Source organism: Phaeobacter sp. JH20_37 (assembly GCF_048056015.1).
GTDB lineage: Bacteria > Pseudomonadota > Alphaproteobacteria > Rhodobacterales > Rhodobacteraceae > Phaeobacter > Phaeobacter bryozoorum.
In genome coordinates, this window is the sequence record NZ_JAYMWW010000013.1 from 618504 (window position 1) to 631540 (window position 13037).

Sequence of the window (13037 nt, forward strand, 5' to 3'; positions counted from 1 at the left end):
AGCTATGCCTCTGGCGCATGGGTATGCCCTGCTCTGCCCCCTGCGCCACCGCCAGTGTTCGCGCACTACTGCTGTTGCAGCCTGCGCGCCTCCACCTTGGCCAGTCGGATCAGCTCCTGCATATAGGGTTTTTCACGATCTTCACTGCGGATCGCCGCATAAAGCCTGCGGGTGATCCCTTTGGAAGTCAGCGGCCGGGTCACATAGTCGGAGGAATATTTGACCTCCCGCACCACCCAGTCCGGCAGCACCGAAACACCCCGGTTCGACGCCACCAAGAGCAGGATCACCGCCGTCAGCTCCACCTGCCGGATGCCGGCAGGTTCCACGCCCGCAGGCGTCAGCAGCTGGCTGAAGATATCCAGCCGTGCCTTGTCCACCGGATAGGTGATCAGGGTCTCGCCGCGAAAATCCTCGGCCTCGACATAGGGTTTCTCAGCCAGCGGATGCAGCGCCGAGGCAACAAAAACCGGTTTATAGTCAAACAACTCGATAAACTCGATTCCCGGCAGCACCTCGGGATCCGAGGACACCACCAGATCGACCTCCTCCTTTTGCAATGCAGGCAGCGCGTCAAAGGCAAGGCCGGGGCGAATATCGACATCGACATCGGCCCAGTTCTTGCGCAGCCCCTCCAGCACCGGGAACAGCCATTCAAAACAGGCGTGGCATTCGATGGCGATATACATCCGCCCGGTGTTTCCGTCACGCAGGGCCGAGAATTCCGCCTGCATCGCCTCCACCTGTGGCAGCACCTGATCCGCCAGCCGCAGCAGCCGCAGCCCCGCCGCCGACAGTTTCATCGGCTTGGAGCGGCGCAGGAACAGTTCGACCCCCGCCTGATCCTCCAGCCCCTTGATCTGATGGCTCAGCGCGCTCTGAGTGATATTCAGCTGATCGGCCGCCCGCGCCAACCCGCCTTCCTGATGTATGGCCTTGATGGTGCGCAGGTGACGAAATTCGATGTGCATCTATCGTGTCGCTCATGTTGTTCTTGAGTATTATGAAATTGTTTCACAATAGACGCTATGCAACAAGAGATGAAATCATGCGGAGCGCTTTTGAAAATGACGACCCCTGACATCTCTTTTGAATTCTTCCCGCCGCAGTCGCTGGAGGCCTCTTTCCGGCTCTGGGATACGGTTCAGACACTGGCGCCGCTGGCGCCCCGCTTTGTCTCCGTCACCTATGGGGCCGGCGGCACCACCCGCGACCTGACCCGCGATGCGGTGGCAACGCTGCATAAATCCTCCGGTCTCAATGTGGCGGCGCACCTGACCTGCGTGAACGCCAGCAAATCCGAGACCATGGAGATTGCCGACCAGTTTGCCGAGGCCGGCGTGCGCGAAATCGTTGCCCTGCGTGGCGATCCGCCAAAAGGCTCCGCCGGGTTTGAACCCCACCCCGAGGGTTTTGCCAATTCGGTCGAGCTGATCTCGGCGCTGGCAGAGCGCGATCAGTTCTCGATCCGCGTCGGCGCCTATCCCGACCGCCACCCGGAGGCCACTAGCGCACGTGCGGATGTCGACTGGCTGAAGCGCAAACTGGACGCTGGCGCCGATGAGGCGCTGACCCAGTTCTTCTTTGAAGCCGATACATTCCTGCGCTTTCGCGATGACTGCGCCAAGGCCGGGATCGACACCAGCCGCATCACGCCCGGTATCCTGCCCATCGAAAACTGGAAGGGCGCGCGCAATTTTGCCAAACGCTGTGGCACCAATATTCCGGCCTGGATCGACGATGCGTTTGACAAGGCGATCCGCGATGGGCGCGAGGACCTGCTTGCCACGGCGCTGTGCACCGAGCTCTGCTCCGATCTGATGGACAACGGCGTTGACAAGCTGCATTTCTACACGCTGAACCGGCCCGAGCTGACCCGCGATGTCTGCTTTGCGCTCGGCATCACACCAATGGTCTCGCTGGAGAACGTGGCGTAGCGCTTGTCCTGCCACCGCTGTCCTCCTAGCCTTTGATCTGGTCGCCCCTGCCGCTGTCGGCAGGGGCATCGTCTTTGCCGACCGGATCAGGATTTCTGCATGACCTCACCCATAAGTTCGCCCGAAACGTCGGCCAAGACGTCCTCCACCACCGCCGCAGCCGCTTCCCCTCTGCGCCGCGCGACCGGCCCGGACGACCTGCTGCGCCCCGAGGACATCACCGGCATGTCCGGGCTGGACTTCATGCAGGGCATTCTCGCAGGCCGCCTGCCCGGTCCGCCCATTGGCGAGACACTGGGCTACCACCTGCATAGCGTCGAGGCAGGCAAAGTGGTGTTTCGAGGCACCCCGGAATTTGCTGTGACCAATCCAATGGGCACGGTCCACGGCGGCTGGTACGGCACCCTGCTGGACAGCGCCATGGCCTGCGCAGTGATGACCCGCGTGCCGAAGGGAGCAGCCTATACCACGCTGGAATTCAAGGTAAATATCCTGCGTTCCATCCCACTCGGCACTGAAATCGAATGTATCGGGATGACCGACCATGTCGGGCGCTCGACCGGTGTCGCCCATGGTGAGTTGCGCGGGCTTGCGGATGGCCGCCTCTATGCCACCGGCTCCACCACCTGCATCGTGATGCAGATCACCGCCGGCTAAGCGCCGAAGCGCTTCCCCTCCGGTTCAGGCGCTGCTTGGAGTTCGGAAACTCCCCCAAAGATCGCTCCCAGAGGGAGCGCGCCCGGCTCTTTTGGCCAACGCATAAAAAATCAAGCAATGTCTGTAAAGCGTGTTGGGCGTTTGATCTTTGCCGCCGCGAAGATGTTTTGTGCCGCAAGAATCATTTATTTTTCAGTTCGATAGTTTTGGAGGTTAAGAGCGCTTGCAGTCCTGATTGATTGCCACAACTTTGCAACCTTAGTTGCATCGACCATTTGGCTGAAAAGCAATCATCAGGTTTCTCGTGCGGCTTTCGATCTTGTGAGCCGCATAATGCGATCTGAAACCTCATCCTCTTTAGATTGCGCCATCCTGGTGCGCCCCCACATCAAGCCTGCACAGATAAAATACCAACGAAAGAACCATGGGGCGAAGAGCACCAACACTCCGATGCCCAGAACCATGTTGACGATTGCTCCGAAAATACCCGTTTTCTCAAGCAGGAGGACGGACAGAATGCCAACAGCGATCATGGGCAAAAAGAACCAAACCCACAGCGTTCCGAAGGCGAATATAGCCAGGAGAGGCACTCTCCTTGCGACCTTGAGCACCCAAGCCTCGTGGCGCACAAAACGTAACTTCACCCAAAGAGGCAATTTCCGAACAAGAAATGCGTCATGTTCTTCTATTGTGTTCAGCTCAGTCATGTAGTCACAATTTTCCCCCTAATAACAAGTCACATAGCAGGCTTTCGCCCTGCGCGCAGCATCCTTTTACATGCGCGTATCCCTTTGTCTTTCAACACATCTCTGAATCAATCAGCGTCATATCCGCGGTCCCCAAGCAGCCGGTCGGCATCAGGCAGGCTGCTCAGCGATGCCCGTGCGCCAATGTAGTCTCTGACCTGACCGGCCGTGACGAACAGGGCCGACCAATCAGACGTCGACGCCCCTCTTTTTGACGCCCATGCTGGTCGCTGTCCGGTGGGCCTTCAGATACGTCGCGTCCACTGCCCGGCAGTTGATTACGCAGCAATCAATGAGAGGGGATCATCACGGTCTTCTGTTCGCCATCCTCGGCGGCCAGGCCGACCATCATCCGAGCGAAAATGCCCTTGTCGCTCCACCGCTTCCAACGGTTTTAGAGGGTGTTCTGCGGGCCATATGCAATAGGCGCATCGCGCCATCGTAAGCCACTGCGATTAATGAAGATAATCCCACTCAGCACCGGCCCGTCATCAACGCGTGGTTCGCCGTGGGACTTCGGAAAATAAGGCTCACGGCGCGCCACCTGCGCGTCCCTCAGCCAGAAAAGATCAGACATGTTCACCGCTCGTTTTCGAACCGAGAGCCATCCAGCCAAGCGGAAATCAATGGGGCCTGACCCTAGTTAGCGGATACCATTTGCTTCCTGCAGTTCCCGCACATAGCGGATGATGCCACTGACGTCGCCATCAGTAAGCCCCTGCTGCGGCGGCATGCTGCCAAAATCCCAGTGGTGTGCCCGCACTCCGTTGCGGACGGCGAGCAGGAAGGCAGCGTCACCATGGTGAGATGGTTCATAGATGTTATGAACCAGCGGCGGCCCAATCCCGTTTCGTCCTGCGGCATTCGTACCATGGCACTCGGCGCAGACCGCATCAAAGGCGCGTTTGCCGATTGCTGCAGTCTGGCTCAAGTCATGCGGCAGCTGAACGTCCGTAAGGGGGGCACCGTATTCCAAAACGGAACCCTGCAGGGCCGCTTCGTTTCCGCCAGCGCTGCGAAGTACGAAATAGGTCGCTCCCGCTGAAAAGGTCGCAGCAGCAATGATCGTGGTGATTTTGTTCATGAGAAGTTCTTTCATCTTTGGAAGTCAGGCGCTGGTCTCAGTATCCCGCCGGAAAGCGCCGCGAAGGCGCGAATTTCCTGGTAGCGGATCCGCACATCCTCGCTTTGCTGGTAGAAACGGAACAGATCCTTCAGCGGTGAGGAAAACTCCTTGTGTGCCGATAGCATCGCCACAAGCGCACCCAGCGAGACGCGCTCCTGCAAAACAAAATAGCCGCCCAGGGAATAGAACAGGAACGGGGTCAAGGCTGTCAGGAAGTTGTTGATGGCCTTGGCAAGGAATTTCAGCCGGTGGATCTGCAGTCGCAGATCCTGCAGTTGGCGGAAGCTCTGCGCAACCGGCAGAACGCCGGAGCTCAACTCCCGCAGTTGCAAGTCCAGATGGCCACCAAGCAGGCGCATCTCGCGGATACGTTTGCGGGATACCGCATTTACCCGCCGCTGCAGTCGCGGCACGATGATCAGTTGCAAAGGGAGCACTGTGAGCGCAGCAGCCGCAAGGATCGGATCCTGCACGAACATGAACAGAAGGATTGTCGCGAGGGTTCCGCCTTGAAGGAGCGGGACTGCCAGCAGTTCGGAGGCAAAGCCGCCGACAGGCTCAACCTCGGGACCAAGTACTGGCATGATGGCAGCCTGGCGCTGCGCGGGGTGCTTTCGTCGCCACTGGCGGTAGACTGCAAGGCGGAGCCGGCGCACGAAGCTCTCGGCGACCCGACCCTTGCAGATGTTCAGCCAGTATTTATTGAGGCCGTTGAGCGATATAACCGCCAGATAGGCGCCGCAGAGCACAAACAGCAGCGAGATTTGCGGGAGGTCATATCCCAGGACCGCAACCGTCCCGTCTTGGCTTTCAAAAACACGGTTCACGATCTGCTTGGGCAGTTCAAGTGTCAGGTAGAGGGTGGGCATGGCGGTCAGGCTCAGCACAACTAGGACTGCCTGCTGCCGTCCGGTGGCGGTCAGGATATGGCGCGGAAGGCTGGCCCGAATTCCGGCTGCTTGCCCCGGTATCGCTTCATCAGGTGACACGACGGTCCGAAGATGCCTGCGCAGCAGCAAGGCCGCCTGAACCGCCAAGGTTGCTGCCAGCAGTGCCGGGGCGAGAACCAGCACCAGATGCATCACCGGATGCAGCCAGGCCGGCGCGCTGCTGTCATAGCTGAAGCCAAGTGCCGCCGCTGCATCATGCGCTAGACTGTGAAATTTGGGCATCGAATTCTCTGCTGGAAAACGCGGGAAGCGGGATGGCCCGCCTCCCGCCTAACTTAGTTCAGGGCCGTCACGGTAAGCTTGCCCTGGATCCGCTCGGCAACGAACTCGATGGCATCGCCAACCTCGAGCTGGTCCAGCATCGCCTGATCCGCTACCCGAAACACCATGGTCATCGCGGGCATCTCCAGGTTCACCAGTTCCTCATGGATGATGGTAACCTTGCCAGATTTGGTATCGAGCTTTTTTACCGTGCCCTTGGTGAAGCTACCTGCGCTATCAGCCAGCACGGCAACCGGCCCGTGCATGCCCGATTCATAATGACCAGGGATCAGGCATGCGAACTCGAATGTGCCTGCATTGGAGAAGGTCCAGATGACCTCTCCGCTTGCACCCGGATCTAGGCGCACCGAGTTCGGATCATCATGTTCCATCTCCATTTCGGCCATCATCGCCTTGTGCCGAACATTACGCTCTGCCGTATCCAGCACAAACTCATGCTCCAGCTCACCGGCGTTGGTAATCACAAATTTCACCGTCTCATTCTTAACAAAAGAAAAGCTGGAAGGCTCAAACAGCATCTCCCCGTCATCGGTTTCCATCATGGTGACGGCGACCTCGCGGTCCGTGCGGGACAGGTCGCCGGGCTTGCCAACTTCCATGCCGCCATCATGGCCGCCGCCGTGTGTTCCATCGGCAAAGACCGGAGCTGCGGGAAGTAGGCAAAGAAGGGCGGTGTAAAGAGCTTTGTTCATGTTTGTTTCCTTATTAGGTTTGGTTAAGGTCAAGGGCTGGTCAGCCCTTGACGGGTGGTTTGGGGGTAATGCGCGTCTGCGCGTCTTCGACGCGGGCAGTCTCCGGGAGCTGTCCGGTCCACTCATAGGCCTGGGTGCCGGGCGGGTTCTCGTACCAGCCGGGATCGCTGTAGTCGTCTGCGCCGATGCCCTCGCGCACCTTCACGACCGAGAACATGCCGCCCATTTCCAGCGGCCCGTAAGGCCCCCAACCGGCCATCATCGGCACGGTGTTGTCGGGCAGCGACATCGACATCTCACCCATATCCGCCATGCCTGAGGTGCCCATCGGCATGTATTCTGGCTGCAGCTTGCGGATCTGACCGGTCAGCTTGCGCTTGTCGGCCCCGATGAAGGTCGGAATGTCGTGGCCCATGGCGTTCATCGTGTGGTGGGACTTGTGGCAGTGGATCGCCCAGTCACCCGGATGCACCGCGTCGAACTCATAGGCACGCATGGCGCCGACGGGAATGTCGATCGACACCTCCGGCCAGCGGGCGCTTTCCGGAACCCAGCCGCCGTCGGTACAAGTGACCTCAAAGTCGTAGCCGTGCATGTGGATCGGATGGTTGGTCATGGTCAGGTTGCCGGTCCTGACCCGCACCCGGTCGCCCTGATTGACCACCAGCGGGTCGATGTCCGGGAAGATCCGGCTGTTCCAGCACCACAGGTTGAAGTCTGTCATCTCCATCACCCGCGGCACATAAGAGCCGGGGTCGATGTCGAAGGCGTTCAGCATGATCAGGAAATCACGGTCGACGGGCATGAAGGAGGGGTCCTTGGGATGCACGATGAACATCCCCATCATGCCCATCGCCATCTGCACCATCTCATCGCCATGCGGGTGGTACATGAAGGTGCCGGATTTGATCAGGTCGAACTCATACACAAAGGTCTTGCCGGGCGGGATGCCGGGATGGCTGAGGCCGGCAACCCCGTCCATACCGGAAGGCAGGATCAGCCCGTGCCAATGTACCGTGGTATGCTCCGGCAGCTTGTTGGTGACGAAGATCCGCACCCGGTCGCCCTCCACCGCCTCGATGGTGGGGCCGGTGGACTGGCCGTTGTAACCCCACAGGTGGGCGATCATGCCGTCGGCCAGCTCGCGCTCGACCGGCTCGGCCACCAGGTGGAATTCCTTCACCCCGTTGTTCATCCGGAACGGCAGCGTCCAGCCGTTCAGGGTGACCACCGGGTTGTAGTCCGGCCCGGTGGTTGGGGCCAGCGGCGGCTGGGTTGCCGCGCTGTCTATCCTGGCGGCCTCGGGCAGGCCCATGTTCGCGGTCTTGCCCCAAGCCTGGCTGGACACCAGCGCAGCCCCCGCCGCGCCGGCTCCAAGCATTTGACGTCTGTTCATCATGTCATTTGATCCTTTCAATGGCCTGCGCCGCCGCCGGCAGCGATCTCGGCGCTGCCGCCCTGCGGAGCTGATTCCGCACCGCCGCCATAGATCGCGGCGCTGACATTTGCCTGAGCCAGCCAGAAATCGCGCTTGGCGTTGGCCGCTTCCAGCGAGCCCGCCAGCTTTTCGCGCACGTCTGTCAGCAGTTCGAAGGTGCTGGTGATCATGCCGTTGTAACTCAGCAGCCCTTCCTCCTCGATTGTCCGGCGCAGCGGCAGCAGCACGTCGCGGTAGTGGCGCGCAATCTCGTAAGAGGAGTGATAGGCCAGCTCTGCGCTGCGGGCTTCTGAGCGGACAGTGACCGCCCGTTCCGCCAGCGCATTGGCCGCCTGCATGTAGGACAGCTCCGCCTTACGCATCCGCGCTTTGCCGGTGTCGAAAACCGGGATGGCGAACTCCAGTTCCAGCTGCGGCAGGGTTTCGGTGTCTGTCACCCCGTCCTCCCACTCGCGCTCGGACTCCACCCCGGCAATCAGTTCCAGGTCAGTGACCAGCCGGGTCCGGTCTGTCAGGCCAAAAGCCCGGGCCTGCGCTTCCAGCCCCAGCTTGGCCACCTGCAGGTCTACCCGGTTCTGCAGCGCCGCCTTTTCGATGGCCGGCACTTTGCTCAGCGATTTGGGCAGCGGCGGCAGCGCATCGGGCACATAGTAATTGGCATCGCTGCCCCACAACCCCATCAGCCGGGTCAGCTCCTCCTTGGCAAGCTTTGCCTCCAGCCGGGCGCGGGCCACCTGCCCTGCAAGCTCCGCGTTAAAGGCGAATTCCCGCGCTTGGCTCGCCTTGTTCAGCGCGCCGGTCCTACCCAGCTGGCTGGCCAGCTCTGCCCCCGCCGCTGCTGTCTCGCCAGCCTGGCGCAGATAGCTCAGCCGCTCAAAGGCTGCCACGGCATTGATCCAGGCCAGCCGGGTCTGCCCCGCCAATGCCAGCGTATCGTTCACCGCATTCAGCTGCGCCTGCTGAAACTGCGTCTCAGCCACGGCGATGCGCTGCTTGCGGGTCTTCACGTCCAGCAGGTTCACGGCGATGGTGGATTCCAGAGCCCGGTACAGGCCCAGTTCCGGCGCGCCGATCCCCATCAGGCCGATCGAGACCACCGGGTTCTCCGGCGTCATCTGCTGCCAGGCCTCCGCCGCCGACAGCCCGACTGCGGCATAAGACGCCTGCAGGCCTTTATTGTTCAAAAGCGCCGCCTGCACCGCGGTATCGGCAGAGATTGTCTTGCCCTGCACCAACTGCCGGACTTCTTTCGCCAGCGCCTCGTTCTGGGCCTGTGTCCGCGCAAAGGCCGTGCGCTTGCCGATTGCGGCCGCGGTTTGGCTGGCGACCTCCTGAAACCCGGCCTGCGGGCTGGTGTATTTCTCCGGCACCGCCGCCGAACAGGCGGCCAGCACCAGGGGCGACGCCAAAAGAACGCGCCAAGTTTTCACTGTCATCAGTGGTTCTCCTGCTGCTGCCCGTTGACACCGCGCCAGGACGCAGGGCCGCGGGGCGTGTGGTTTTCAAATCCCCAGAAGGGGGACTGGTAATTCAGGGACCGGTAGGGGCCGGAGGGCGCGGCGGCACGTTGCAAGTCTGCGGTATCGGGCAGCGCCGCCGGTGACTTGGCGCACGCCCCCAGCAGCAGGGCGCCCGCCCCGGCCAGTAAGAGAGATTTCATGTGTTTTTCCTGAGAAATATCTGCGCGGCTCCTGCATGGATGTGCAGGAGTGATTAGCGGCCGTTAAAAACGGTTCAGATGTTTCAGGCTTTCGGAGGACGCAGCAAGGAGTTCAGTTGCTGGGACGGCAGCTGCGAAGCTGCTTGCCGCCAGCGCACTGGGCGCTTGAGGGCGATTTCCGCCGACTCCAGGGAGATCACGCCAACCGCCATACAGGCGCCTAGGCAACAGTTTCCAGTGTCGGCAGCATTTTGCGACGCCTCCTGGGGATCATGCGCCCCGGCCGTGGAAACGTCTTGCGCCGCGGCGATCACGGCAACGTCGCCGTGGTTGCTAGCACTTTGCGCAGTCAGCGTATTGCCGTGGTGCCCCGCGACAGTATGCGCGGCGGATGGCAGCGAAAAACCCAGCACAATGATCACTGCACATGTAGCAGTCACCCTGATCAGCCGAAGAATATGTGCCATAAACGCCATGCGGTTATTTCTTCCGAAAGGACCCGACCGCGTCAAGGCGGCAATCATGCGTCGAGAGCACAAATCAGCGCTTTTAAGAGGTCTTTTCCGTCAATCCTGGGGATGGAGCCCCGAGCCTCGGAAAAAGCCACAAACCTTCCAGCGCAGGAAGGGCGCTGCAGTTCACGGTGATGATTCGGTCTCTGAATTAGTCGATAAAGTCACAATACAGTACCCCAATGGATACTCAGCTAAGGGAAGGACGCAGCCCAAAGCTGTCGTAGATAAGTGGTGCCGCGCCAAAGATGCTGCTGGTGCGAAACTCCATGGTCATTTCCCCGGAAGCGGACGCTCGGCAGGGCCAAGTTGCTTCATGGGATGCTGCGGGTTGCACCGGAGGCAGCGGAGCGCAAAACCAGCCGTTCGCGAAAGGTGCTCCAGACGAACAGTTTGAGCCCAACGTGTAGGGATGCTGCGGGGCGACGAATGACAGGTTGGCCGTCGGCAGCCTAAAACATGCTAAAACCAAACGAGGTTTTGCCACAGGGTTGTGGCGCGAGATTTTCCCGAGACTTCGGGCTTCAGGCTGTGCGTGGCAAAAGGGCCGTTTCTTGCGACTGGCGGCTTGCAGGGGGATAATGTTCAAACGCTTACCGGTTCAAACACCTTTGCCCGCGTCGAAAATCCGCGCCACATTTGCAGATGGTTGCACTCCGCGTTTCCATTGGCTCGGCGGAACGCCAGTCTCTCGTACAAATTCCCGATTGAAGTTCGATTTGGTGTTGAAACCGCTATCCAGCATCGCATCGGTGACGGTTGCACCATCCTCGATAAGCTTGCAGGCATGACGAATGCGCCAGCTATTGATGTAGCGAGAGACATTGACACCGGTCGCGCGGTTGACGGCCATCGAAAGGCGCTTCTCCGGCAGATGCAAGCGGCGCGAAAGCCGCGACAAGCTCAGGTTGGGATCAAGATGCATGGGCTCGCGCCTCAAAAACGTTTCAAGCACTTCCAGGATTTCGATGTCCTCTTTACTCGTTTCTCTGGGGCGTGGAGCTGGCTCATCTGGGTCTTCGCCAACCACACCCGCTGCAGAGGGGCTGCCACTGAGCAACCCCAAAAGCACAAGCACCAGAGACGAAGAGAAGGTGATCAGCCATCCAGCCCATTTTTCGTTGCCCGTCATGAAGGCGACCGCGATGAGAACGTCGCTGAGGGCGGAAGCAATCAACGCCCAGCCCAGGACCTGCCAAAGAACCTTAGGGACTCGCCCGGCGTCCAGCCGGGCAAGGGGCATGTCTGTGGCGCTGTGCAACAGATATAGGATCGCGCAGCCATAGCCAGTAAAGACTAGCGGCACGACGATATCCGTCGTCTCGGGCGCGAAGACACGACAGAACAGTGTAAATGACGGGGCCGCGCCGTGCAGCACGGTTTGACGCAGCGATATCCGGCTGATCAGGGCATCCTGCAATGTGATCCAGGCGAGCGGCGGGATGACCGTGGCACTGACTGGCAAAACGGGTCTGAGCCACGCAATGTCGTAGCCCAGAACCAGAGCGACCAGAAGAGATTGAACCGCGCAGGCGGTAAGGAAGGCGACAAGCAGCGGCCTGCCCTCTGACATAAAGGTGCGAGCGGCAAGATAGGCGAGGACAATGGCTGCAAAAGCAGGGATCGGGAGCATGGGCATGCCACGACTATTGTCCAAAATCCGGATTGTGACGACCTGAATCCCGAAAATAGGACGCGATAAACTGCCGTTGTCCGCACATCAATTGGCATGCGTTCAAAAACGGAGGTTCCCATGAAACGCCTTGCCCTTCTCACCATGCTTGGATTGCCAATCGCGGCTCCGGTTGCGGCGGATATGCTGCCCGGTTACGACCGGTTCGATCTGACAGCCGACCACCGCGCCAGCCCCATCGCCGCCTCGATTTGGTATCCGGCAGCGAACCCCACATATCGCGCGCCTGTCGGCGATGGTCCGATCTTCGACCCGACCTTCGCGTTCATTGGCCCCGCCATTGCACAGGGAGAGCATCCGCTTGTACTTTTGTCCCATGGATCAGGCGGTAATTCCGATAGCCTGGGATGGCTGACAAGCGGCCTTGTCGCGAACGGGGCGATTGTTTTGGCGGTGAACCATCCGGGATCCACAAGCGGCGATAGTTCCCCTCGCCGATCGGTTGATCTGGGCGCGCGCGCAAATGACCTGACGGCCGCGCTCGACATGATCCTCGCTGACCCTGCTTTTGCGCCATTCATCGATCCAGATCGGATTGGCGTCGTCGGATTCTCCTTGGGCGGGACCACCGCTCTCGGGATGGCCGGCGTCCGCTTCGATGGTGCTGCGCAAGACACGAATTGCAGCACTGGTCCCGATGCTGCTGATTGCGTTTTCTTCCGCCGTGGCGGAGTACGGTTTGCCGACTACCCCGGTTTCGAAGCGGATGCACGCGACCCGCGCATCTCACGGGCCGTGATTGTCGACCCCGGCTTTGGCGGTGCCGCTGATCCAGGGACGCTCCAGGGCGCTTTGGCGGGGATTACTCTCATCAACCTGGGTGATGCAGACAGGCTCGGAGCTGTTGACGTGGGACCGGATGGAAATGACCTCGCGAACAGGTTGCCCGATGCAACATACGTTGAGATTGCAGCGGCAAACCACTTCACGTTCCTCGGCACCTGCAAATCTGGTGCCGCCGCGTTGCTTGAAGAGGAGCAGGACGACCCGATCTGCACGGACCCGAAAGGCGCGGATCGCACCACTGCGCACTTGCAGCTGATTGACGCTATTACGTTTGGTCTTGAGCTCTAAGAGAGGCTCTCGCTCAATCCATCAATAAAAAAAAGTGCGGCTTCCAGTTAACAGCGCCGAAGGCAGCACTCTTTGCCAAGACTCAACAGTTTCTAACACCGGCGGAAAGGACCGGTTTTGGCGCCGCTAAATCATCAAAAATGATCTTGGCGCAGCCGCAGCGGAAGCCCGTTTTATCTAATATTTTTCCATTTTGATCAGCTGGTTAGGCTTGCGTCATGCGGTGTGGACCGCGTTAACCAATCTGACAAGGTGGAAGCCACGGGATGG

At 60.1% G+C, this 13037-nt stretch carries 13 protein-coding genes and 1 pseudogene; 3 read left to right on the forward strand and 11 right to left on the reverse strand.

The features are described 5' to 3' along the window. Nucleotides 1–65 precede the first annotated feature (65 nt). Complete coding sequence (locus tag VWZ87_RS07785) at nt 66–971, reverse strand: LysR family transcriptional regulator (protein ID WP_260087555.1); 906 nt, start codon at nt 969–971, stop codon at nt 66–68. Between the two features lie 96 nt (nt 972–1067). Between VWZ87_RS07785 and metF the strand changes: the two genes are divergently transcribed. Further along, on the forward strand, nt 1068–1937 hold the full coding sequence (metF, locus tag VWZ87_RS07790; RefSeq protein ID WP_416536273.1) for a methylenetetrahydrofolate reductase [NAD(P)H]: 870 nt from the start codon (nt 1068–1070) through the stop codon (nt 1935–1937). Nucleotides 1938–2036: 99 nt separating this feature from the next. Further along, on the forward strand, nt 2037–2594 hold the full coding sequence (locus VWZ87_RS07795) for a hotdog fold thioesterase (RefSeq protein ID WP_416536274.1): 558 nt from the start codon (nt 2037–2039) through the stop codon (nt 2592–2594). Nucleotides 2595–2887: 293 nt separating this feature from the next. Here the strand turns inward: VWZ87_RS07795 and VWZ87_RS07800 are convergent, their stop codons facing one another. The 10 genes and pseudogenes from VWZ87_RS07800 to VWZ87_RS07845 form a co-directional block, all read right to left on the reverse strand. Then, on the reverse strand, nt 2888–3301 hold the full coding sequence (locus tag VWZ87_RS07800; RefSeq protein ID WP_416536275.1) for a hypothetical protein: 414 nt from the start codon (nt 3299–3301) through the stop codon (nt 2888–2890). Between the two features lie 110 nt (nt 3302–3411). Next, a pseudogene (locus VWZ87_RS07805) lies at nt 3412–3917 on the reverse strand (transposase); the annotation flags it as partial. A 66-nt stretch (nt 3918–3983) separates the two neighbouring features. Then, nucleotides 3984–4424: a c-type cytochrome gene (locus VWZ87_RS07810; RefSeq protein WP_416536276.1), complete on the reverse strand. Its 441-nt coding sequence runs from the start codon at nt 4422–4424 to the stop codon at nt 3984–3986. Nucleotides 4425–4435: 11 nt separating this feature from the next. Beyond that, nucleotides 4436–5638, reverse strand: a complete 1203-nt coding sequence (locus tag VWZ87_RS07815; RefSeq protein ID WP_416536277.1) for an ABC transporter ATP-binding protein — start codon at nt 5636–5638, stop codon at nt 4436–4438. Between the two features lie 53 nt (nt 5639–5691). Continuing rightward, nucleotides 5692–6390: a copper-binding protein gene (locus tag VWZ87_RS07820; RefSeq protein WP_416536278.1), complete on the reverse strand. Its 699-nt coding sequence runs from the start codon at nt 6388–6390 to the stop codon at nt 5692–5694. 40 nt (nt 6391–6430) lie between these two features. Next, nucleotides 6431–7789, reverse strand: a complete 1359-nt coding sequence (locus VWZ87_RS07825) for a multicopper oxidase family protein (protein ID WP_416536279.1) — start codon at nt 7787–7789, stop codon at nt 6431–6433. 14 nt (nt 7790–7803) lie between these two features. After that, nucleotides 7804–9264: a TolC family protein gene (locus tag VWZ87_RS07830; protein ID WP_416536280.1), complete on the reverse strand. Its 1461-nt coding sequence runs from the start codon at nt 9262–9264 to the stop codon at nt 7804–7806. Next, on the reverse strand, nt 9264–9488 hold the full coding sequence (locus tag VWZ87_RS07835; protein WP_416536281.1) for a hypothetical protein: 225 nt from the start codon (nt 9486–9488) through the stop codon (nt 9264–9266). The genes VWZ87_RS07830 and VWZ87_RS07835 overlap by 1 nt, the downstream gene beginning before the upstream one ends. An 83-nt stretch (nt 9489–9571) precedes the next feature. After that, nucleotides 9572–9964 carry a hypothetical protein gene (locus VWZ87_RS07840; RefSeq protein WP_260108715.1) on the reverse strand — a complete coding sequence of 131 codons (393 nt, stop codon included), beginning with the start codon at nt 9962–9964 and terminating at the stop codon, nt 9572–9574. Between the two features lie 637 nt (nt 9965–10601). Then, complete coding sequence (locus VWZ87_RS07845) at nt 10602–11639, reverse strand: helix-turn-helix domain-containing protein (RefSeq protein WP_416536282.1); 1038 nt, start codon at nt 11637–11639, stop codon at nt 10602–10604. Nucleotides 11640–11816: 177 nt separating this feature from the next. On the opposite strand from VWZ87_RS07845, the gene VWZ87_RS07850 reads away from it, so the two are divergent. Beyond that, on the forward strand, nt 11817–12767 hold the full coding sequence (locus VWZ87_RS07850) for an alpha/beta hydrolase family protein (protein ID WP_416536283.1): 951 nt from the start codon (nt 11817–11819) through the stop codon (nt 12765–12767). The last annotated feature ends 270 nt before the right edge of the window (nt 12768–13037 follow it).

Excerpts from the sequence above, each read along its gene's own strand:
- VWZ87_RS07785 (WP_260087555.1), bottom strand. The coding sequence starts at position 971 with ATGCACATCGAATTTCGTCACCTGCGCACCATCAAGGCCATACATCAG.
- metF (WP_416536273.1), top strand. The coding sequence starts at position 1,068 with ATGACGACCCCTGACATCTCTTTTGAATTCTTCCCGCCGCAGTCGCTG.
- VWZ87_RS07795 (WP_416536274.1), top strand. The coding sequence starts at position 2,037 with ATGACCTCACCCATAAGTTCGCCCGAAACGTCGGCCAAGACGTCCTCC.
- VWZ87_RS07800 (WP_416536275.1), bottom strand. The coding sequence starts at position 3,301 with ATGACTGAGCTGAACACAATAGAAGAACATGACGCATTTCTTGTTCGG.
- VWZ87_RS07810 (WP_416536276.1), bottom strand. The coding sequence starts at position 4,424 with ATGAACAAAATCACCACGATCATTGCTGCTGCGACCTTTTCAGCGGGA.
- VWZ87_RS07815 (WP_416536277.1), bottom strand. The coding sequence starts at position 5,638 with ATGCCCAAATTTCACAGTCTAGCGCATGATGCAGCGGCGGCACTTGGC.
- VWZ87_RS07820 (WP_416536278.1), bottom strand. The coding sequence starts at position 6,390 with ATGAACAAAGCTCTTTACACCGCCCTTCTTTGCCTACTTCCCGCAGCT.
- VWZ87_RS07825 (WP_416536279.1), bottom strand. The coding sequence starts at position 7,789 with ATGATGAACAGACGTCAAATGCTTGGAGCCGGCGCGGCGGGGGCTGCG.
- VWZ87_RS07830 (WP_416536280.1), bottom strand. The coding sequence starts at position 9,264 with ATGACAGTGAAAACTTGGCGCGTTCTTTTGGCGTCGCCCCTGGTGCTG.
- VWZ87_RS07835 (WP_416536281.1), bottom strand. The coding sequence starts at position 9,488 with ATGAAATCTCTCTTACTGGCCGGGGCGGGCGCCCTGCTGCTGGGGGCG.
- VWZ87_RS07840 (WP_260108715.1), bottom strand. The coding sequence starts at position 9,964 with ATGGCGTTTATGGCACATATTCTTCGGCTGATCAGGGTGACTGCTACA.
- VWZ87_RS07845 (WP_416536282.1), bottom strand. The coding sequence starts at position 11,639 with ATGCCCATGCTCCCGATCCCTGCTTTTGCAGCCATTGTCCTCGCCTAT.
- VWZ87_RS07850 (WP_416536283.1), top strand. The coding sequence starts at position 11,817 with ATGCTGCCCGGTTACGACCGGTTCGATCTGACAGCCGACCACCGCGCC.